The sequence below is a fragment of the Oerskovia turbata genome, assembly GCF_000718325.1.
Lineage (GTDB): Bacteria > Actinomycetota > Actinomycetes > Actinomycetales > Cellulomonadaceae > Oerskovia > Oerskovia turbata.
On sequence record NZ_JOFV01000019.1, the window covers coordinates 37,584 to 57,534 of the forward strand.

Annotated in this window: 18 protein-coding genes; 11 read left to right on the forward strand and 7 right to left on the reverse strand. The window is 74.1% G+C overall.

Going from position 1 to position 19,951, the window contains the following annotated elements:
• The first annotated feature begins 4 nt into the window (after positions 1–4).
• The 6 genes from IE95_RS0116765 to IE95_RS0116790 all read left to right on the forward strand — a co-directional run bounded on the left by IE95_RS0116765 (position 5) and on the right by IE95_RS0116790 (position 5,600).
• The gene (locus IE95_RS0116765; RefSeq protein ID WP_030152965.1) at positions 5–1,030 is read left to right on the forward strand and encodes a hydroxyacid dehydrogenase; all 1,026 of its coding nucleotides are present in this window, start codon (positions 5–7) and stop codon (positions 1,028–1,030) included.
• Positions 1,031–1,226: 196 nt separating this feature from the next.
• Positions 1,227–1,691: a tRNA (cytidine(34)-2'-O)-methyltransferase gene (locus IE95_RS0116770; protein ID WP_030152967.1), complete on the forward strand. Its 465-nt coding sequence runs from the start codon at positions 1,227–1,229 to the stop codon at positions 1,689–1,691.
• Between the two features lie 58 nt (positions 1,692–1,749).
• On the forward strand, positions 1,750–2,304 hold the full coding sequence (locus IE95_RS0116775) for a hypothetical protein (RefSeq protein WP_129429569.1): 555 nt from the start codon (positions 1,750–1,752) through the stop codon (positions 2,302–2,304).
• 169 nt (positions 2,305–2,473) lie between these two features.
• On the forward strand, positions 2,474–3,214 hold the full coding sequence (locus tag IE95_RS0116780; protein ID WP_030152972.1) for a YcnI family copper-binding membrane protein: 741 nt from the start codon (positions 2,474–2,476) through the stop codon (positions 3,212–3,214).
• A gap of 8 nt (positions 3,215–3,222) precedes the next feature.
• A complete protein-coding gene (locus tag IE95_RS0116785) occupies positions 3,223–4,908 on the forward strand; it encodes a copper resistance CopC/CopD family protein (protein WP_030152974.1) in 1,686 nt (561 codons plus the stop codon).
• Positions 4,905–5,600, forward strand: coding sequence for a DUF1775 domain-containing protein (locus IE95_RS0116790; RefSeq protein WP_030152976.1), 696 nt, complete (start codon positions 4,905–4,907; stop codon positions 5,598–5,600). Before IE95_RS0116785 ends, IE95_RS0116790 begins: the two co-directional genes overlap by 4 nt.
• Positions 5,601–5,712: 112 nt before the next feature.
• Here IE95_RS0116790 and xylB read toward each other — a convergent pair whose 3' ends face one another.
• A complete protein-coding gene (xylB, locus tag IE95_RS0116795) occupies positions 5,713–7,209 on the reverse strand; it encodes a xylulokinase (protein WP_030152979.1) in 1,497 nt (498 codons plus the stop codon).
• Positions 7,209–8,426 (reverse strand): xylose isomerase, encoded by a 1,218-nt coding sequence (gene xylA, locus IE95_RS0116800; RefSeq protein ID WP_051703245.1) that lies wholly within the window; start codon positions 8,424–8,426, stop codon positions 7,209–7,211. Before xylA ends, xylB begins: the two co-directional genes overlap by 1 nt.
• A gap of 61 nt (positions 8,427–8,487) precedes the next feature.
• Here xylA and IE95_RS0116805 point away from each other — a divergent pair, with 61 nt between their 5' ends.
• Together IE95_RS0116805 and IE95_RS0116810 are read left to right on the forward strand one after the other, a co-directional pair.
• Positions 8,488–9,747, forward strand: coding sequence for an ROK family protein (locus IE95_RS0116805; protein WP_030152983.1), 1,260 nt, complete (start codon positions 8,488–8,490; stop codon positions 9,745–9,747).
• Between the two features lie 153 nt (positions 9,748–9,900).
• Complete coding sequence (locus IE95_RS0116810; RefSeq protein WP_030152985.1) at positions 9,901–10,674, forward strand: ABC transporter ATP-binding protein; 774 nt, start codon at positions 9,901–9,903, stop codon at positions 10,672–10,674.
• 118 nt (positions 10,675–10,792) lie between these two features.
• Here the strand turns inward: IE95_RS0116810 and mgrA are convergent, their stop codons facing one another.
• Entirely contained in the window at positions 10,793–11,836 is a 1,044-nt protein-coding gene (gene mgrA / locus IE95_RS0116815) for an L-glyceraldehyde 3-phosphate reductase (protein ID WP_030152987.1), read from the reverse strand.
• 71 nt (positions 11,837–11,907) lie between these two features.
• Entirely contained in the window at positions 11,908–14,184 is a 2,277-nt protein-coding gene (locus tag IE95_RS0116820; RefSeq protein WP_030152989.1) for an LLM class flavin-dependent oxidoreductase, read from the reverse strand.
• 118 nt (positions 14,185–14,302) lie between these two features.
• Between IE95_RS0116820 and IE95_RS0116825 the strand changes: the two genes are divergently transcribed.
• On the forward strand, positions 14,303–14,821 hold the full coding sequence (locus tag IE95_RS0116825; RefSeq protein WP_030152992.1) for a MarR family winged helix-turn-helix transcriptional regulator: 519 nt from the start codon (positions 14,303–14,305) through the stop codon (positions 14,819–14,821).
• Positions 14,822–14,826: 5 nt separating this feature from the next.
• On the opposite strand, the gene IE95_RS0116830 is transcribed toward IE95_RS0116825, so the two are convergent.
• Complete coding sequence (locus tag IE95_RS0116830) at positions 14,827–15,474, reverse strand: YrhK family protein (protein WP_030152994.1); 648 nt, start codon at positions 15,472–15,474, stop codon at positions 14,827–14,829.
• A 77-nt stretch (positions 15,475–15,551) separates the two neighbouring features.
• The gene (locus tag IE95_RS0116835) at positions 15,552–16,574 is read right to left on the reverse strand and encodes a 3-oxoacyl-[acyl-carrier-protein] synthase III C-terminal domain-containing protein (RefSeq protein WP_030152997.1); all 1,023 of its coding nucleotides are present in this window, start codon (positions 16,572–16,574) and stop codon (positions 15,552–15,554) included.
• Positions 16,575–16,758: 184 nt separating this feature from the next.
• Here IE95_RS0116835 and bsh point away from each other — a divergent pair, with 184 nt between their 5' ends.
• Entirely contained in the window at positions 16,759–17,706 is a 948-nt protein-coding gene (gene bsh / locus IE95_RS0116840) for a choloylglycine hydrolase (protein ID WP_030152999.1), read from the forward strand.
• A 39-nt stretch (positions 17,707–17,745) separates the two neighbouring features.
• Here the strand turns inward: bsh and IE95_RS0116845 are convergent, their stop codons facing one another.
• On the reverse strand, positions 17,746–19,215 hold the full coding sequence (locus IE95_RS0116845; RefSeq protein ID WP_030153001.1) for a carboxylesterase/lipase family protein: 1,470 nt from the start codon (positions 19,213–19,215) through the stop codon (positions 17,746–17,748).
• Positions 19,216–19,321: 106 nt separating this feature from the next.
• Here IE95_RS0116845 and IE95_RS0116855 point away from each other — a divergent pair, with 106 nt between their 5' ends.
• Positions 19,322–19,933 carry a hypothetical protein gene (locus IE95_RS0116855; RefSeq protein ID WP_030153003.1) on the forward strand — a complete coding sequence of 204 codons (612 nt, stop codon included), beginning with the start codon at positions 19,322–19,324 and terminating at the stop codon, positions 19,931–19,933.
• The last annotated feature ends 18 nt before the right edge of the window (positions 19,934–19,951 follow it).

A 19,951-nucleotide genomic window follows, 5' to 3' on the forward strand; every position in this document is an offset into this window, starting at 1 on the left:
TGCGATGAGCCGCACCACGAGCGTCGTCAGCGTCTCCGCCGCGCTGCGGGCCGAGTTCTTCACGCCCGCGGCGTGGGAGAGGCTGACGGCACTGACGGACGTCGTCCTCGTCGACGACCCGGCCACGCTGGGCGCGACGCTCGACGCCCGGACCGGTGCTGCGCCGTCGGGCCTCCCGCGTGCGCAGGTGCTCGTCATCTCGTGGGGCACCCCGCGCCTCGACGCCACGCTGCTCGACCGCCTGCCGGACCTGCGCCTCGTCGCGCACACGGGCGCGAGCGTCAAACCGTTCGTCACGCCCGAGCTGTTCGCGCGCGGCGTGCGCGTGACGCAGGCCGGGCAGGGCATGGCTCAGTCGGTCGGCGAGGTGTCGGTCGTGTTCGCCATGGGCCTGCTGCACCAGCTGCCGCGGTTCCACCACGGTCTCGCGTCGGGCGCCCCGTGGGAGGTCGCCGAGGCCGCACCGCCGCGCCACGAGATCGCGGGCACGCGCGTCGGCGTCGTCGGCGCGTCCCGGACCGGGCGCGCGGCGATCACCATGCTGCGCGCGCTCGGGGCCGAGGTCGTGGTCGCGGACCCGACGCTGGGGGCCGCGGACGCCCGGTCACTGGGCGTCGCGCTCGTGGGCCTCGACGACCTGCTCGCGACGAGCCGCATCACCATGCTTCACGCGCCCACGCTGCCCGAGACGCACCATCTCGTCGGGGCGCGCGAGCTCGCGCTCATGCCCGACGGCGCCGGTCTCGTCAACACCGCCCGGTCGTGGCTGACCGACGAGGACGCGCTGCTGCGCGAGGTCGCGAACGGGCGCATCGACGCCGCGCTCGACGTGTTCGACGCCGAGCCGCTGCCCGTCGACCACCCCTTCCGGACCCTGCCGAACGTGCTCCTCACGCCCCACCACGCCGCCGCGACCGTCCAGGGGCGGCTGCGGCAGGGGTCGATCGTGGTCGAGGAGGTCGGGCGCTTCCTCGCGGGCGAGCCGCTGCTCCACGAGGTCGACGAGGCCGCGCTCACCCAGATGGGCTGACCACGCGTCGTGTCAGAACGAGCGTGGTCCAGAGGTCACGCTCGTTCTGACACGTCGGCCGCGGCGCGATGGGAGAATCGGGACCATGCCCGACGACGTCCCCTCCTCCCCCGTGCCCGCACCGTCGCCCGGGGTCACCGGCGCAGAAGACTGGCGACCGCACCTCGGCACCGACGCCGAACGCCCGGCCCCGACGCTGCCCCACCTCGTGTTCTTCGAGCCCCGCATCCCCGGCAACACGGGCAACGCGATCCGCCTCGCGGCCGTGACCGGCGCCCGCCTGCACCTCGTCGAACCCCTGGGCTTCGACCTCGACGAGCCCAAGCTCCGCCGCGCAGGTCTCGACTATCACGACCTCGCCGCGCTGGAGGTCCACGCCGACCTCGACGTCGCCCTGAACTCGATGCCCGAGGCGCGCGTCTTCGCGTTCACGACCAAGGCCACGACCCGCCACACCGACGTCGAGTACCGCCCGGGCGACGTGCTGCTGTTCGGCCCCGAACCCACCGGCCTGCCCGACGACGTCCTGGCCCACTCCCGGATCACCGACCACGTCAAGATCCCCATGCAGCCCGGGCGCCGGTCGCTCAACCTGACCAACAGCGCGTCGATCGCGATCTACGAGGCATGGAGACAGACGGGGTTCGCAGGCGGCGCGTGACCGCCGGCCCGCTGGACAAGGGGTACATCTCCGCCCGGACGACCGCTACAGTCGTCGCGTGCTGTCACCAGCGGTCGGTCTGCTGCGCGGGGTTCGAGCAGGGTTGCTCGCCACCGCGGTCGTCGGGCTGTCCCTGGTCTCGCACCGCCTCGCCGGGGGTGCGGCACCGGGAGCCGTCCCGGTCGTGGTCCTCGTGATGCTCACGGCCGTGATGCTGCGCGGCGTCCTGGGCCGCCGCCTGGCGCTGCCGCTCCTGCTGGGCGTCCTCGGTCTGGGTCAGGTCGTCCTGCACTACACGTTCGAGCAGTGCGCGCTCCTCGCGGCGTCCCCGGTGCCCGCGCACGTGCACGCCGCCGAGAACCCCGTGCCCATGCTCGCCGCGCACATGCTCGCGACCCTCGTCGTCTCGGTGCTCCTGACCCACGCCGACCGGGCGCTGTGGACCCTGTGGTCGTGGCTGACCATGCGCTCGGTCCCGCGCCTCCTTCGTCGCCCCGCCTCCCGGGGGCGCGGCGTCCTCGTCCTCGCCTCGACGCCCCCCGCCCCCGCCGCCCCCGGCCGCGGTGCGGTCATGGGGCGCGCGCCTCCCGTCCTGGTCCTCGCAGCACCTTGACCTCGGTCGCGGCCCCTGCCGCGACCCGCTCCCTGCCGCCTCGACGACCCGCACGTCGTCGAGCCGTGCCCCCGCGCGTCCACCGACCGCGGGCCGACGACGGCGGAGCCACCGTGCCCGCGGCGGGAGCGACCCTGCGTTCGACCACGGAAGGCCTGTGCCTGAGATCATGAAGCGTTCACCGAAGCTCCTCACCGTCGCCGCGGCGACGACCCTGCTCCTCGCGCTCGGCGCGAGCGGCGCGTCCGCCCACGTGTCGGTCAACCCCGACACGACCACCGCGGGCTCCTACGCCCTCCTGACGTTCGGCGTCCCGCACGGTTGCGGCGAGTCGTCGACGACCAAGGTCTCGATCCAGATCCCCGAGCCGATCACGAGCGTGACCCCCACGGTCAACCCCGGCTGGGACGTCGAGAAGGTCATGGTGACCCTCGCGACCCCGATCGACGACGGTCACGGCGGCCAGCTCACCGAGCGCGTCGGCGAGATCGTCTACACCGCGAGGACCCCGCTGCCCGACGGCTACCGGGACGCCCTCGTCCTGTCGACCAAGCTCCCCGACGCCGTCGGCGAGACCCTCGTCTTCCCGACCGTCCAGACGTGCCAGGAGGGCGAGTCGGCCTGGGTCCAGGTCGCGGCCGAGGGCGAGGACCCGCACGACCTGGAGCTTCCCGCCCCGGTCCTGACGATCACCGAGGCCGAGGAGGGGCACGGGGACGTCGAGACGGTCTCCGACGAGGCCGTCGCAGAGGCCTCGAGCGCCGACGGCACCGACGGTACGGCCGACGCGGCCGGGTCGTCGGACGAGCCGTCGTCGCTGCCCCTCGTCCTGTCCGGGGTCGCCCTCGTGCTCGGTGCGGCGGGGCTCGGCCTGGGCGGCGCCGCGTTCGCCCGTCGCCCCAAGGCCTGACGCGACCGATGAACGTCGCCCGCGTCCTGCGCGGGGTGACGGCGGTCGTGGTGTCGGCCGTGGCCGGGGTGGTGCTGATGCTCGCGTCAGCCTCCCCGGCCGCGGCCCACGCCGTGATCGTCGACAGCGATCCTCGGGACGGCTCCGTCGTCGAGGACTCCCCCGCCCTGCTGACCCTCACGTTCAACGAACCCGTCCAGGTGCCGCCCGGCGGCGTCGCACTGCTCGACGCCGCGGGGACGGCCGTCGCCGTCACGCCCACGGCGGTCGACTCCCGGGTGGAGATCGCGGTGCCCGCGGTGCTCGACGACGGCACGTACGTCGTGAGCTGGCGCGTCACGTCCGGGGACACGCACCCGGTCGCGGGCGCGTTCACGTTCTCGGTCGGAGCACCGAGCGACACCGTCGCCGAGGTACCGGAGCCGTCGACGTCGGCGGCGGTCTCGACGCTGCGCCGGGCGTCCCAGGCGTTCGTCTACGTCGGGGCCCTCGGGGTGGGGGGCCTCGTGGTCTTCGAGCTCCTGCTGCTCGACGCGACGCCGGGGGCCATGCCCGTGCTCCGGCACCGGCTCGACCGCGCGCGCCGGGGGCTCGCGGTCCTCGCCGGGGCGGGGCTGCTCGTCTCGGTGCCGGTCACGGCCGTGTGGCAGGCGGGCCGCGGGGCCAGCGCACTGCTGGAACCGGAGGTCTGGGGCGTGGCCCTCGGGTCCGAGTCGGCCCTGGCAGCTCTCCTCGGCCTGGTGGGGCTCGGTGTCGCGACCGTGCTCTGCCCCCGGGCGGGTCGGGCGACCCGTCGGCGGTGGCCCGTCCCGCTCACGGTCGGTGCTGCCGCGGTGGCCGTGACGTCGCTGGCGGTCGTGGGGCACACCCGGACGTTCGGTCCGGCGTGGCTCGTGCTCGGCGCCGACGTGCTGCACGTGGCTGCAGGGTCGGTCTGGTTCGGCGGGATCGTGGGGCTGTGCCTCCTGCTCGCGCGCTCCTCGGGGGCGTCTGCCCAGCGCTCGGCGCGCACGGTCCTGCGCTTCTCGACCGTGGGCGCGTGGCTCGTCCTCGCGCTCGCCCTGAGCGGTGTGCTGCTGGCCTGGCGCATCCTCGGCTCGCTCGACGCGCTGGTGACCACCGGGTACGGCCGGACGCTCCTGGTCAAGGTCGCCCTGGCCCTGAGCCTCGTGGCGATCGCGGCGTGGAACCGGTACGGGCTGGTCCCGCACGTCGCGGAGGGCCCCGAGGGGCGTCTGCGTCTGCGCCGGACGGTCGTCGCCGAGGCGTCGATCCTGACGGTGCTGCTGGTCGTGACCGGGGTGCTCGTCTCCCAGAGCCCGGTCGAGGCGCAGACCCGGGCCCCCGTCGAGGCGCAGAGCACGCTGCCCGCCCAGGAGTTCGACGAACCCCTCGGGTCCGGGTCGCTCCGGGCCCGGGTCACCCCGGGCGCACTGGGCATCAACTCGCTCGAGCTGACCGTGCTCGACGCCGACGGCGCCCCGTTCGACCCGGTCGCGCTCCCCGAGGTCGGGCTCACGCAGCCCGAGCTGGGCCTCGGCCCCTTCACGCCCACCGTCACACGGACGGGCCCTGGGACCTACCTGGCCTCGATCGACCTGCCGATGGCCGGGGCGTGGGACGTCACGGTCGGCGTCCGCACCTCGAAGTACGAGAACCCGGTCGTCACGCTTCCCGTGGAGGTCTCCCCATGACGCGCCCCACCCGACCGATCACCGGCCCGGCGGTCCGCCGCGGTGCCGTACCCGGCCACCGCACAGCCCCACCACGCCGTCGGCACGGTGCACGCGCAGCCGCGGCCCTCGGCCTCGCCGCGCTGCTGACCGTGACGGGGGCGCGGGGCGCGGTGGCCCACGTCCTCCTGGAGACCGCGACGCCGAACGGGGACGGCACCACCACGCTCACGTTCTCGTTCGAGCACGGCTGCGACGGCGCCCCGACGACGGGCCTCGACGTCATGCTCCCCGCGGGGGTCGAGGCGGTCTCGACCGTCCAGCCGGAGGGATGGGCCGCGGAGGAGGAGCCTGGCGTGGTCCGTTGGGAGGGGACCCCGGTCGCCGACGGCACCGCTGCCCGGTTCGAGCTCGTCGCCAGGGTCACGGGCACCGCCGGGCAGGCCTTCTGGTTCCCGACGACCCAGACGTGCACGGAAGGCTCGTACGAGTGGGTCGACACCGACCCGGCAGGCGCACATCCTGCGCCGAGCTTCGTCGCGACCACCGCGACGCTCGCCGCGCCTGCCGCGCAGCCTGTCTCGCCGGGCGGGGCCGGCACCGGCTCCGGACCTGCGGGCGCGAGCCTCGCGCAGACTCTCGCGGCGGTGGCGGCGGCCTCGCTCGCCGCGGCGGCAGCGGGCACTTGGTACCTCGCACGGCGTCGCCACTGAGCGGCGCACCGAGCCGTGCACGGCGAAGGGGCCGCCGTTCCCGCAGGAACGGCGGCCCCTTCGCTGCGGTCACAGGGACAACGGCGCGAAGAGCGCCGACAGCAACCCGACCTCAGGTCAGGTCGCGCACCGCCGCGTACCCCGCGCGGATCCCGGGCTCGGGGTCCGCGTCGTAGTCGCTGCTCGACGACGTCTCCCACCGGGGAGCCTCCGCCTCGCCCGACAGCACCCAGGCTGCCTGGCGAGCGGCGCCGTCGGCGACGTACTCGCCCGGCTCGGGGACCGTGACGGGCAGGCCGAAGACCTGTGGTGCGATGCGCCGCACCGCCTCGGACTGCGCACCGCCCCCGATGAGCTGGAGGCGCTCGACCTGCACGCCCTGCGCGCGCAGGGCGTCGAGCCCGTCGGCCAGGCCGCACAGCATGCCCTCCACGGCGGCCCGCGCGAGGTGCGCGGGCGTCATGGTCGCCAGCCGCATGCCGTGCAGCGTGCCGCTGGCGTCGGGCCGGTTCGGCGTGCGCTCACCCTCGAGGTAGGGGACGAGCACGAGGCCGTCGGCGCCCGCCGGGGCCTGGAGCGCGAGCCGGGACAGGCCCGCGTGGTCCACGCCCAGGACCCGCGCGGTCGCGTCGAGGACGCGGCTCGCGTTGAGGGTCACCCCGAGCAGCAGGTAGTTGCCCGTGGCGTCGGCGAAGCCGTTGACGAGCCCGCTCGCGTCGGCCGTGGGGGACGTCGCGATCGCGGAGACGACGCCCGAGGTCCCGATCGAGACCGCGACGTCGCCCGCTCGCATGCCGAGGCCCAGGGCCGCGGCCGCGTTGTCGCCCGCGCCGGGGCCGATCAGGGCCCCGTCCGGGACGCCCGCCCCGGCTGCCGTCCCCGCCGCCGCACCGCCGGACTCCCCAGGCCCGAGGACCCGGGGCAGGGCGACGTCCGAACGTCCGAGCGCGAGCTCGAGCAGGTCGGTGCGGTAGGTACCGCGCCCGCCGTCGGCCGAGGCGTCGAAGTAGCCCGTCCCGGACGCGTCGGACCGGTCGGTCACGAGCGCGCCGAGGTCGGGCTCGAGGCCCTCGCTCCGCGGCCCGTAGCCGGCGATCCGCCACGTCAGCCAGTCGTGCGGGAGCGCGACGGCCGCGACCCGCGCCGCGTTCTGCGGCTCGGCGTCGCGCAGCCAGCGCAGCTTGGTCACGGTCAGCGACGCGACGGGCACGGACCCGACGGCCTCGGCCCACGCCTTGGCCCCGGCACCGGGGTCCCCGGCGCCGAGCTCACGGATCAGGTCCTGCGCGGCGCCGGCCGAGCGGGTGTCGTTCCACAGGAGCGCGGGACGGATCACCTCGCCGTCGGCGTCGAGCACGACCATGCCGTGCTGCTGACCGCCCACGGCCAGGGCCGCGACGTCGTCGAGCCCGCCCGCGACCTCGGCCGCGGTGCGGAACGCCGCCCACCAGGCGTCGGGCGAGACCTCGGTGCCGTCGGGGTGCGACGCCGAGCCCGAGCGCACCAGGGCCCCGGTGCGCGCGTCACGGACGACGACCTTGCACGACTGCGTCGACGAGTCGACCCCTGCGACGAGGACGTCGGCGGCCGACCCGGGAGAGCCGCCCATCAGCCGATCAGGTGCTTGAGCGCGAGCTGGTTGAGGCGCACGAAGCCGAAGTCACGCTCGGCGGCGGCCTCGACGTCGAACTCCTCGTAGGCGCCGCGGTCCGCGATCAGGTCGGCGACGGTCTCGCCCGCACCCAGGGTGGTCTCGCCGAGCTCGAACACGCCTGCGTGCTTGAACGCGGCCTGGACCTCGGGGTCGGCCCGGTACTCGGCGGACTTGCGCGCGAGCATCGAGTAGGTCTCCATGTTGGCCTTGGCCGAGTCCCAGACGCCGACCTCGTTCTCGGTGCGCGAGGGCTTGTAGTCGAAGTGGCGGGGGCCCTCGTAGCGGGGCCCGCCGTTGGGGAAGCCGTTCTCGACGAGGTCGACCGTGAAGAACGCGGAGAGCAGGTCGCCGTGGCCGAACACGAGGTCCTGGTCGAACTTGATGGACCGCTGGCCGTTGAGGTCGATGTGGAAGAGCTTGCCGGCCCACAGCGCCTGCGCGAGGCCGTGCGTGTAGTTCAGGCCGGCCATCTGCTCGTGGCCCGTCTCGGGGTTGAGGCCCACGATGTCGCCGTGCTCGAGCTTCGCGATGAGCGCGAGGGCGTGCCCGATGGTGGGGAGGAAGATGTCGCCGCGGGGCTCGTTGGGCTTGGGCTCGAGCGCGATCTTGATGTCGTAGCCCTGGTCCTTGATGTACGCGGCCGTGAGGTCGAGGCCTTCGGCGTAGCGCTCGTGCGCGGAGTGGAGGTCCTTGGCGCCGTCGTACTCGGTGCCCTCGCGGCCACCCCACATGACGAACGTCTTGGCGCCGAGCGACGCGGTGAGGTCGACGTTGCGCAGGACCTTGCGCAGCGCGTAGCGGCGGACGCCGCGGTCGTTCGAGGTGAGGCCGCCGTCCTTGAAGACGGGGTGGGAGAAGAGGTTGGTCGTGACCATCTCGATGGTCAGGCCGGTCTCGTCGGCGGCCTTCTTGACCTCGCCGAGGAGCTGCTCGCGGGTCGCGTCGTCGGAGCCGAAGGGCACGACGTCGTCGTCGTGGAACGTGAAGCCCCACGCGCCCAGGTCGGCGAGCTTGCGCACGGACTCGGCCGGGTCGAGGTGGGGGCGGCTGGCTCCGCCGAACTGGTCCTGGCCGGTCCAGCCCACGGTCCACAGGCCGAAGGAAAAGTTGATGTTCTGGTCGATCGCGTCAGCCACGACAGTCTCCTCGTCGAGATGGGCCGGCTCCGTCATCGAGCAGGCCGTCATTTGTTGTATGGATGAACTTATGCGGTCCTGTCGGTAAGGTCAAGACGTGAACCGCGACGAGTCCTCGACCGGCGTCAGGACGCCCACCCGGGCGCGCCCCACGGCCGCCCGCCAGCACACCCTGCGCGAGTACAACCTCGCCCTGGTCTCCCAGGCGCTCTTCGACGCGCCACGCCCCCGCTCGCGCGCCGACGTCGCCGCCGCCACCGGGCTCACGCGCGCCACGGTGTCCGTGCTCGTCGACCAGCTCATCGAGGCCCGCCTCGTGCGCGAGCTCCCACCGGTGACCCCCCTGCGCGCCGGACGCCCCGCCGTCCCCCTCACGCCCGCCGAGCGGACCATCGTCGGGCTGGGCCTCGAGGTCAACGTCGACTACCTGGGCGGCACCGTCCTCGACCTCACGGGGCAGGTCGTCGCGCAGGAGGTCGTGCCGGGCGACCTGCACGGCAGCGACCCCGCCGAGGTCCTCGGGCGCCTGGGCGCGCTCGCCCGCCGCCTCGTCGAGGACGTCGAGGCCCAGGACATGCAGGTCGCGGGCGCTCGCCTCGCGCTGCCCGGCCTGGTCGACGCCCGCGCGGGCCGCCTCCAGGTCGCCCCCAACCTCGGCTGGTCCTCGTTCCTGCCCCTGCCGCTCCTCGGCCTGCCCGACCGCCTGCCCGTCGAGATCGCCAACGAGGCCAACCTCGCGGGCCTCGCGCAGCTCGGCGCGGGCACGCAGGCCCGCAGGCCCGACGACGCCGCTCCCCCCGTGCCGTCGTCGTTCCTCTACGTCTCGGGCGAGGTGGGCATCGGCTCCGCGATCGTGATCGACCGCGAGCTCTTCCTCGGGAACCGGGGCTGGAGCGGCGAGATCGGGCACGTCGTGGTCGACCCGCACGGACCGCGCTGCCTGTGCGGGGCCACGGGCTGCCTCGAGCAGTACGCGGGCAAGGACGCGATGCTGCGCGCAGCCGGCATCCCCGTGGACGAGCCCGTCGAGACGTTCCTCGACGCACTCGCGGAGGGCACGCCGTCGGCCCGCGAGGCCGCGACCTCGGCAGGGACCGCGCTGGGGCGCGCGCTCGCGAACTTCGTCAACCTCGTCGACATCGAGACCGTGCTGCTGGGCGGCATCTACACCGACCTGCTGCCCTACCTGCGCGAGGCCCTGACGACCGAGCTCACGACCCGCGTCCTCGCGTCGCCCTGGACCGAGCTCGACCTGCGGCCCGCGCTCGTCGCGGGGCACGCGGCCATGATCGGCGGCGCGCGCACCGTGCTGCGGGACGTGGTCACGGCGCCGTCAGCGTGGACGACGAGCGACTGACGGGCCCAGCGTCTGCGCCGCGGCGACGGCCGTGCGCGCCGGTGTGACCCGCGACGCACCTCCCACCGGGAGAACGCGGGTACCGTCGTTCGTTGGACCACCGGGGACACTCATGCCCCCGTATCGGTTGACCCACCCTCGGAAGGACCGGGCATGACGACCAGCCACATCCTGCAGGCGCGCGACCTCTGGGCCGGGCACGGCGGCGAGGACGTCCTGCGCGGCGTCTCGATCGAGCTCGCGGCGGGGCAGGAGCCCGTGGGGATCGTCGGCCCGTCGGGCGTCGGGAAGTCGACGCTCGTGAGCGCGCTGCTGGGCGAGGTCAAGCCGTCGAACGGGACCGTGACGTGGGGCGGACGGACCGTGACGCGCCTCGGTCGGCGCGACAAGAAGACGTTCAAGGCCGCGGTGCGGCGCGTGTCGCAGGACGGCCTGCCGGGCATCGACCCCGCGAGCACCGTGACGCACGTGCTCAAGTCCGGGCTGACCGACGCACGCAAGGGCGGGCGCCCCTCGGGGCAGTCGATCGAGGACCTGCTGGACCTCGTCGCCCTCGAGCACCGCTACGCCGACCGCCCGCTGCGCACGCTGTCGGGCGGCGAGCGTCAGCGCGTGGCCATGGCCCGTGCGCTCGCGACACGGCCCGACGTGCTGCTCCTCGACGAGCCGCTCACGGCGCTCGACCCGACCATGCGCGGCGAGATCGCCGGGCGGGTCAAGGAGACGGCCACGCGCCTCGGCACGGGTGTGCTCCTGGTCTCGCACGACCTCGAGCTCGTGCACCGCATGACGTCGTCCGCGCACCTCCTCGTCGACGGCGAGTTCGTCGAGTCCGGCCCTCTGCAGCAGGTCCTCGCCGACAGCGAGCACCCCGTGGTCCGCGAGCTCGCCGAGGCCGCGCCGCTCGCGGTCCAGCGCTGGAGCTGAACGCCACGACCTGCGCGGCATCCTCGGTGACGTGGTCGCCGAGCCCGAGGTCCGTCAGGCGACGTGCCGTCGCGGACCGACGGACCTCGGGTCCGGCTGCCGGGTCGAGCGGGTGGGCTCAGCGCGTCGTGCCGTCGACCGCGAACGGCTCGATCGCCGCGATCTCCTCGACCGTGAGCGCGGGAGCGTCGAGCGCGGCGACGTTGTTCTCGAGCTGCGCGACGCTGCTCGCCCCGACGAGCGCCGACGTGATGCGCTCGTCGCGCAGGACCCAGCTCAGCGCGAGCTGCGCGAGCGACTGCCCGCGCCCGGCCGCGATCTCGTTCAGCACACGGGCGCGCTCGAGGTAGGTCTCGGAGATGGCGGCGGGCTTGAGGAAGTGCCCGACGGCGGCGCGCGAGTCCGCGGGCACCTCGCCCGAGAGGTAACGGTCCGTGAGCAGCCCCTGCTGGAGCGGCGAGAAGACGATGGTCCCGACGCCGAGGTCCTCGACGACGTCGAGAAGGTTCTCGCCGTCCTCGCGCCCGGCCTCGGGCAGCTCGACGTGCCGGTTGAACATCGAGTAGCTGGGCTGGTGGATGAGCAGCGGCGTGCCGAGGTCGGCGAGGATCTGCGCGGCCTCGCGGGTCTGCGATGGCGAGTAGTTGGAGACGCCGACGTACAGCGCCCGCCCGCTCACCACGGCCGTGTGGAGCGCGCCCATGGTCTCGGTGAGCGGGACCGTGGGGTCGAACCGGTGCGAGTAGAAGATGTCGACGTAGTCGAGGCCCATGCGCGCGAGCGACTGGTCGAGCGAGGACAGCAGGTACTTGCGCGAGCCGCCGTCACCGTAGGGGCCGGGCCACATGTCGTACCCGGCCTTGCTCGAGATCACGAGCTCGTCGCGGTAGGGCCGCAGGTCGCGCGCGAGGTGGCGCCCGAAGTTCTCCTCGGCCGAGCCGTAGGGCGGGCCGTAGTTGTTCGCGAGGTCGAAGTGCGTGATCCCGAGGTCGAACGCCCGGCGCAGGATCGCGCGCTGGTTGTCGAACGGGTTCACGTCGCCGAAGTTGTGCCAGAGGCCCAGCGACAGTGTGGGCAGGGCGAGGCCGCTGCGACCGGATCGCCGGTACGTCATGGACTCGTAGCGGTCGTCGGCGGCGAGGTAGCGGGGTGCGAGAGGCATGCTGCCATTCTGCACCCAGCCCCCCACGGCGGTCTGCGGGCCGCTCGCGGTCACGAGCGACCCGCAGGAACTCAGGCGTCCGCCGGCGGGATCGGGAAGTTCGCCGAGAACAGGTTCGTCGGGTCGACCTGACGCTTGACCTGTCGCAGGCGCGAGAGCGTCGGCTCGGGGAACGCCTCGCGCAGGCGCTCGGGACGGGGGTCGGTCTCGAACGACAGGTAGAGCCCGTCGGTGTGCGGGTGCACGAGCTCGTCCCACGCGCCGTCGATCCCGCCGGGTCCGCGGCGCGACCCGAACGCCGCGACCGAGAAGTTCTGCGTGCGGTGCGCGTACGCCGTCGCGTCGGGCGCGACGTCGTTGACCGCCCCGCCGACCGCGCGGAGCTGGAGGAGCTGCGCGCCGCCGCCGTCGAGGAAGCGGGCGAGGTCGCGGGCCGCGGCCCGGTCGACGTGCTCGATCAGGCCCGAGCGCGAGCCGGGCTCTGCGCCCCCCGAGTGCTGGGCGTCGGCCCGGCGCACGATGCCCGAGTACGGCGTCAGCACGGCCTGGTGGTCGAGCAGAGGGGCCGAGTCGGCGAGGGCCTCGAGCGCGCGGATCGCTGCCCCCGTGTCGTCGTCGGCCCACACGGTCATGAGCTGGGCCATGGGGCCACGTCCACCGCGCGCCCCGCTCATGTGCAGGAAGCTCGTGAGCTCGCGCGGCGCCGACTCGACGGTCGCGGCCCAGCGTTCGAGCAGGCCCGCGGTGTCCGAGGCGTCGAGCACCATGGTCGAGTAGACGAGGTCTGTCACGGGTGTCGCCTCGACGTCGACCCAGGTCACGACGCCCATGTTGCCGCCCGCTCCGCGAAGGGCCCAGAAGAGCTCAGGGTCGTTCTCGGCGTCGACGACGCGCACCCGACCGTCGGCGGTCACGATCTCCGCGGCGACCACGTGGTCGATCGTCAGGCCGTGCTTGCGGCCCAGGAGGCCGATGCCGCCCGTCGTGGCGAGGCCGCCGACGCCCACGCCGCCCGAGTCGCCCGAGCTGATCGCGAGGCCGCGCGGGGAGAGGGCCTCGGCGACCTGGCCCCACGTCCCACCCGCACCCAGGCGCACGCGGTGCGAGCCGTCGTCGGGCACCGTGACCTGGTTCAGGGCGCCCACGTCGAGGAGCACGCCGCCGTCGTTGGTCGAACGGCCGCTGATGCCGTGGCCCGCCGAGCGGACCGCGAGCGGCACGCCCTGCTCGCCGGCCCAGACGACGGCCTCGGCGACCTCGTCCGCGGTGCGCGGGCGCAGCACGATGCCCGGCGCGCCCGAGCGCATGTAGGTGTGGCGGACGGTGTCGTAGGCGCGGTCGCCGGGCTCGACGGCACGCTCGGTCAGCACGGCCGGGAGCGACTCGTAGTCGATCCCGTCCCGTCGGGCCGCGAGCGCCAGGGCGCCGCGACGGCGACCGGCCGGAGCCGTGCCCGCCGACCGGCGCTCGGCCGCGACGAGCTCGCGCAGCGCCGGGGCGACCTCCTCGCCGAGGACCTGGATCTCGCGCGGGTCGTCGGTCGCGAGGATGAAGCCCGAGACTCCATCCGAGAGCGCGAGGTCACCGAGCTCCTCGACCCATTGCTCGACGGGACCTTGGAGGTAGCCCAGGCGGTTCGCCGTGAACTTGCCGTTGACGTTGACCAGACGGCGCACCGCGCTCGGGTCGCGACCGGCCGCGAGCGCGGCCTCGTCGATCACGGCGTTGCCCGTGGCGAGGTCACCGGGCTGGAGGTAGGACAGCGACGGCAGCCAGCCGTCGCCCTTGCGGCCGATGAGCCGCTGCATGCGCGGCTTGACGGCACCGATCCAGATCGGGATGTCGTGCGCGGGGGCCGGACCGCGCTTGGCGCCGTCGACCTGGTGGTGCGTGCCGTGCACCCGCAGGGGTTTGCGGTCGCTCGTGTCCCAGATGCCGCGGATGATGTCGACGGCCTCGTCGAGGGCCGTGACGGCCTCGCCCGGCGTCAGGCGCTGGGCTCCCATGGCCTCGATCGCGTCCCAGAACGCCCCCGCACCCAGCCCCATGGCGAAGCGTCCGCCCGAGAGCAGGTCGAGGCTCGCGGCCGAGCGGGCCAGGACGGCCGGCGGGCGCAGCGGCAGGTTGTGGACGTTGGCCGCGACGTGCACGCGCTCTGTCGCGGCGGCCACCCAGGTCATGAGGGTCCACGCGTCGAGGAACGCGGGCTGGTAGGGGTGGTCCTGGAAGGTCACGAGGTCGAGCCCCGCGTTCTCGGTGATCTGCGCGAGGCGCACGGGCGCGTGCGGGTCGCTGTTCTGCGGGGTCAGGAAGGTCCCGAGGACGAGGTCGTGGCCGTAGTCCGTCATGCGTGCGCGCTCCGTGTGCCGCGATGAGCGGCGGTCGTCTCCAAGGTCGTCTGTGTGGCAGACGATATCATCGGCAACTCATCTCCCGTCGAGATCATTCCGAGGCTATCCTGGTGCCGTGACCCTCGCGACGCCCGACACCACCCGCTCCCCCAGCCCCCTCGGCTGGCCCCTCGCCGCGCTCCTGCGCGAGTGGAGCGCACGCGTCGACTCGCTCGCCGAGGACCTGCCCGACGGGACACGCTGCTACCAGGTGCTCTCCGCCGTCGTGCACGACACCCCGCCCAGCCAGGCCGCACTCGCCGCTCGCCTCGGCATCGACCGGACCGTCATGACCTACCTCATCGACAAGTACGTCGACTGCGACCTCGTCGAGCGGCAGGCCGACCCGACCGACCGCCGCACCCGACGCATCGTCGCGACCGACAAGGGGCGCGAGGTCCTCGCCGACCTCGACACCCGCGTCGCAGCAGCCGAGGACGACCTGCTCGGAGGCCTCGACGCCGCCGACCGCGCGACCCTGCGCCGCCTGCTCGACCGCGCCGCCGACGGGGCGAGCCACGACGAGGACCGGTGCGCCGTCGTCGTGCAGGGCTTGGACGCCGCGTCCTCGACGCGCGTCCGCACCCCGCGGTAGCCGGCTCACGACGCGGCGGGCACGTCCTCGTCGATCGTGCGGCGCGACAGCAGCGCCGCGACCAGGAAGCACACCGCCCCTAACAGGGTCCCGAGGTTCGCCCAGAACGCGCTCACGAGCGAGTCCGTCTGCGGCACCACGTACGCCCCCACGGCCGACGCGCCGAACGCGACCGAGCCCACCAGGTTGAGCCACGTCCCGTGCCACGTACGCGCGTCCGCGTCCCACAGGTGACCACGGTCCCGGGTCGCGACGACCGCGAACGCGCTCGAGACGAGGAACGCGACCGACCCGTAGGCGTCGGGCCGCCAGCCCGCGCCCAGACGCGCGGGGTCGGCGATCGCCGCACCCAGCGCCGCCGCGGTGCTGATGTTGAACAAGACGGTCCCCGCGAGCTGGACGGCCGCGGCCCACCAGTCCCAGCGGTCGGCCGGGCTGGTGCCCCGACGCGGCACGCGCCGGCCGCTGAGGCTGAGCTGGACCGCCGCCGCGAGCGTGAAGAAGACCGACCCCACGCAGAACGTCGCACCGACGACGACGGGCCCCACGGCCTGCGCGTAGAACGGCACCGCACCGACCAGGAAGCACGTCGAACCGACGATGAACCCCCACGCCTCGCGGCGCAGTCGGCGCACGCGCACGTCACGAGCCATGCGCCCAGCGTGGCACGCGGGTGTCCCGCCGTCTCGGCGGGCCGGCCTCCGTCAGGGGCGGTCCTCGACGCCCCCGCTCAGCGCGTGGGCGTCGTCACGACCTGCCCGGCCCACGCGAAGCCGCCACCGAAGCCGATGAGCAGCGCGGGCACGCCCGCCGGGATCTTGCCCGCGTGCCACCACTTCGACAGGCCCAGCGGGATGCTCGCGGCCGACGTGTTGCCCGACTCGGTGATGTCCGTGACGACGACCTTGTCCTCGAGGCCCAGCGCCTTGGCGAGCGGTTCGATGATGCGCAGGTTCGCCTGGTGCGCGACGAGCACCTCGATGTCGTCGAGCGTCAGGCCGCACTTCTCGACCGCGGCGCGCGCCCGGTCCGCCGCGCGCGTGATGGCCCAGCGGAACACCGCGCGACCGTCCTGCACGAACTTCTCGTCCGGGGCCTCGATGAGCACGGCGGGGGTCAGCTCGGGCTCCGAGCCCCACGCGACCGGCCCGATCCCCGGGGTGTCGGTGCCCTGCACCACGAACGCGCCCGCGCCGTCGGCCGTGAGGATGCACGTCACGCGGTCGGTCCAGTCGGTGAAGTCGGTGAGCTTCTCGGCGCCGATCACGAGGGCCGTGGTCGCGGCGCCCGTGCGGATCGCCTGGTCCGCGAGCGCCAGGGCGTGCGCGAAGCCCGAGCACGCGACGTTGACGTCCAGGATCACGGGCCCGACGACGCCGCGCAGGTCGGGCGCGTCGTCCTCCTCGGGCGTGGACTGGCCAGGCATGACGCCCGTGCGCAGGTTGTACGCCACGCGGCCCGCGGTGTTGGGCGACCGGTCGCGCGCCGTGGCCGTCGCGACGATGACCATGTCGACGTCGCTCGCCGCGACCCCGGCGTCCTGCAGGGCGTGCCGGGCGGCGGCGGTGGCCATGTCCGCCACGGTCTCGTCCTCGGCCGCGACGTGCCGCGTCACGATGCCGGTGCGGGACCGGATCCACTCGTCGTTCGTCTCGACCAGCTGGGCGATGTCGTCGTTGGTGAGCGTCCGCTCGGGCTGGTGGTGGCCGATCCCGACGATGCGCGAGCCGGCGGCTCCGGTGAGGGTGAGCATGGGTCGATCATTCCCCCGGGTGGGCGGATCAACCAAGTCGTCGGCGTCTCCTGCCTGGGAGCGGACCTGCGCCCCGATGAGCGGGACCGGCGGGCGGAGCCGACCATGGGAGGACGGGGGCACGACGCGGAGGGCATGACGAGCCGCGTCCGCCGCGATCCGCACCGACGACGGGAGCATCGCCATGTGTACGGGAATCAGGTTCTCGGACGGCCAGGGCAGCGTCTACCTCGCACGGAACCTCGACTGGACGAGCGGCTACGGCCAGCAGGTGGTGCTGACCCCCACCGGCTACGCGCCGAGGTCGCCGTTCGGCGCGGTGCCCGGCATCGAGCACGCGACCATCGGCATGGGCATCGTGGAGGAGGACACCCCCCTCTACTTCGACTGCGGCAACGACGCCGGTCTGGCCGTGGCCGGGCTCAACTTCCCGGGGTACGCGGCGTACGCCCCCGGACCCGTCGAGGGCGCGGTCAACGTCGCCGCGTACGAGTTCCCGCTGTGGGTCTGCTCGCAGTTCGCGAGCGTCGACGAGGTCGAGGCGGCGCTCAAGGACGTGGTGATCGTCGACAGGCCGATCAACGACAGGTACCCGAGCTCGCTGCTCCACTGGATCGTCGCCGACGGGAAGCGCTCGATCGTGGTGGAGCACACGAGCGAGGGCATGCAGGTCTTCGACGACGACGTCGACGTCCTGACCAACCAGCCCGGGTTCGCGTGGCACCACGAGAACCTGCGCAACTACCTCAACACCTCCCCCGAGTTCCCCCCGGAGACCGAGCTGGGCAGGGCGCACCTCACCCCGTTCGGCTCGGGCTCGCACATGCGCGGCATCCCCGGGGACTACTACTCGCCCTCACGGTTCGTCCGTGCCGCATACGTCAACGCCCACTACCCGGCCAAGGGGACCGAGGCGGAGAACGTGAGCCGGGCCTTCCACACGCTGCAGCAGGTCGCGATGGTCGACGGGTGCGCGGCGATGGGGTCGGGCGAGTTCGAGATCACCGTCTACACAGGGCTCTTCTCCTCCAGCACCGCGACCTACTACTGGAACACCTACGACGACCCGGCGATCCGTAGCGTCGCGATGGCCGACCACCCGACGGGCGGCGAGAAGCTGGTCCTCGCGTAGACGTCCAGTTGGTCGGCGCCCGGCAGGGCCGTGCGCCGGCTACCGCCGGTCGAGCGCGGCTCGTTCGTCGTCGCGCGGCGCGAGGACCACGGGGTCGCCCTCGCCGTCGAAGACCCGCACGGGGCGGGACGCGTCCCAGCACTGCCAGCCCGGGTCGCCGGTCGTCGCGAACCCCACCCAGGCCGAGTGCATCGCGGTCGCGAGGGACTGCGGGGCGTCGGGCCCGGCGAGCGCACGGGAGTCAGGCGTCGCCAGGCCGTCGAACACGAAGCCCAGCTCGATGGCGTGGGCAGCGCCGAGGTCCGCGACCGGGCTGCGCCAGGCGAACTCGTAGACGTGCGTCTGCGCGCCTGCGGCCCGGCGGGCGTCCGCGACCCGCTGGAGCGGGACCCGCAGCAGGACGTCGGTGGCGAGCGCCCCGAGGACGACCCCGACCGACGCGCCGGGCCGGTTGCGCCGGAACAGCCGCACGGCCCGGGCCGAGATCCCCACCTTGCGACGGGCCACCGCGAGGTGCAGGCGCTTGAACGTGCCGAGCAGTCCCGTGGGCACGAACCAGAGGCGGTACTCCTCGGTCGTGGCGCCCACGAGCAGCGGGATCGTCCGACCGGCTCCCGCGACGAGCGCGTCCTCGGGGGTGCGGGGCACCAGGTCGTCGTCGAGGCACAGCGCGAACCCCGGACCTCCCGTGAGCGGGGTCGCCCCCGCCGTGACACGGTCCTGCGAGGCGACCAGCGCCTCGGGCAGGACGGTCGCGAAGCCTGCGCTCGTCGTCGGGACGGCCAGGTCCTTGCCCATGGCGCGCGTGATGCGCCCCGCCCGGGTCGCCGGCTGCGCGGACAGCGGCCCGCTCTGCACGATCGCGCGCGCGACGAGCCCCGGCGCCGAGGGGTGGGCCAGGATCGCCGCGACCGTGTTGCCGCCCGCGGACTGTCCCGCGAGCGTCACGCGCCGCGGGTCGCCGCCGAACGCCGCGACCTCGTCCTGGACCCAGGCCAGCGCCGCGAGCTGGTCGGCCAGGCCCAGGTTGCGCGGGGCGCCGTCGAGCACCGAGAACCCCTCGGCGCCCAACCGGTAGTTGACCCCGACGAACACCACGCCGTCCTGCGCGAACCGCGTCCCGTCGTAGCCCGCGAGCGCGTTCGACCCGTGCGCGAGCGACCCGCCGTGCACCCACACGAGGACGGGCAGCAGCTCGGGGCCCCGCACTGCCGGGGTCCACACGTTGACGTGCAGGACGTCCTCGCCGTCGATCCTCACGGTCGGCAGCAGCTCGCCGAGCGCACCCGGGTACGGGGACTGCGGGGATGTGGCCCCGTACCGGGTCGCGTCGCGCACGCCGTCCCAGGGTTCCGCGGGCTCGAGCGACGCGAACCGTCGCGTGCGGAAGGGCGGCGCCGCGTACGGCACCCCGAGGAACCGCTCGACGCCGTCCGCGACGGTCCCCTCGACCGCGCCCTTGCCCGTCACGACCCGTACCCGGCCGGCGACCTCGCTGTCAGCACTCATCCCGCCATGGTCTCTCCGGTGGGCTCAGGGCGTCGGCGGCGCGCCGTCGCGGTCGTCGCGGCGGTCTTCTCGACCGGGTTCGCTCCGGCGATCTAGGCTTCGGTGGATGTCGAGCATCCAGCGGTTCCGCGGCCGCATCGCCGGGTGGGGCACGGCGTCGGGGACGCGGCTGGTCGTCGGCAGGTGGGACGTGTCCCCGTTCGGCGCGTTCGCCGACGTCATGGTGGAGCGGCCCGACGGCGAGCGCATCCTCCTCGCCCCGTCGCACCAGGTCGCGGATCTCGTCGCGACGACGTACCGCTTCGACCGGGTCGAGGTGTGCCCGGTCACCGTGAGCCGGGTGGCGGGGTCCGAGGACTGGCACGTGGTCGCCGGGCCGCTCGAGGCGCGGGTCGACGTCGGACGCCGCACGGCGCTCGGCCGCGTGCTCCGCGTCGTGCCCCGTCGGGTCGCGGCCTCCCACCGGACGACGGTCCTCACCGACCCCGTCGCGCGGCTCCTCCTCCGCGGTGTCCGGACACGCGGCAGCGCCGGACCCGGCCGGGTCGAGCACTACGGCGCGACGGACGTGCACGAGATCACGGGCGCCCGCACCGAGTGGGACGGCGAGCCGCTGGGAGATCTGCGGGACGTCGACCCGCCCGTCCGGTTCGGGTTCGGTTCCACGCCGCGCCGACCGGCCGTGACGGACGTCGTGACGACGATCGTCGAGCGCTGACGCGTGCACGGTTCTCCA

What these genes read in the sequence shown, in the direction of transcription:
- xylA (WP_051703245.1), bottom strand. Translation starts at nt 8,426, where the DNA reads ATGACGGAGCCGGCCCATCTCGACGAGGAGACTGTCGTGGCTGACGCG.
- IE95_RS0116785 (WP_030152974.1), top strand. Translation starts at nt 3,223, where the DNA reads ATGAACGTCGCCCGCGTCCTGCGCGGGGTGACGGCGGTCGTGGTGTCG.
- IE95_RS0116830 (WP_030152994.1), bottom strand. Translation starts at nt 15,474, where the DNA reads ATGGCTCGTGACGTGCGCGTGCGCCGACTGCGCCGCGAGGCGTGGGGG.
- IE95_RS0116765 (WP_030152965.1), top strand. Translation starts at nt 5, where the DNA reads ATGAGCCGCACCACGAGCGTCGTCAGCGTCTCCGCCGCGCTGCGGGCC.
- IE95_RS0116810 (WP_030152985.1), top strand. Translation starts at nt 9,901, where the DNA reads ATGACGACCAGCCACATCCTGCAGGCGCGCGACCTCTGGGCCGGGCAC.
- mgrA (WP_030152987.1), bottom strand. Translation starts at nt 11,836, where the DNA reads ATGCCTCTCGCACCCCGCTACCTCGCCGCCGACGACCGCTACGAGTCC.
- IE95_RS0116820 (WP_030152989.1), bottom strand. Translation starts at nt 14,184, where the DNA reads ATGACGGACTACGGCCACGACCTCGTCCTCGGGACCTTCCTGACCCCG.
- bsh (WP_030152999.1), top strand. Translation starts at nt 16,759, where the DNA reads ATGTGTACGGGAATCAGGTTCTCGGACGGCCAGGGCAGCGTCTACCTC.
- IE95_RS0116855 (WP_030153003.1), top strand. Translation starts at nt 19,322, where the DNA reads ATGTCGAGCATCCAGCGGTTCCGCGGCCGCATCGCCGGGTGGGGCACG.
- IE95_RS0116790 (WP_030152976.1), top strand. Translation starts at nt 4,905, where the DNA reads ATGACGCGCCCCACCCGACCGATCACCGGCCCGGCGGTCCGCCGCGGT.
- IE95_RS0116780 (WP_030152972.1), top strand. Translation starts at nt 2,474, where the DNA reads ATGAAGCGTTCACCGAAGCTCCTCACCGTCGCCGCGGCGACGACCCTG.
- xylB (WP_030152979.1), bottom strand. Translation starts at nt 7,209, where the DNA reads ATGGGCGGCTCTCCCGGGTCGGCCGCCGACGTCCTCGTCGCAGGGGTC.
- IE95_RS0116845 (WP_030153001.1), bottom strand. Translation starts at nt 19,215, where the DNA reads ATGAGTGCTGACAGCGAGGTCGCCGGCCGGGTACGGGTCGTGACGGGC.
- IE95_RS0116835 (WP_030152997.1), bottom strand. Translation starts at nt 16,574, where the DNA reads ATGCTCACCCTCACCGGAGCCGCCGGCTCGCGCATCGTCGGGATCGGC.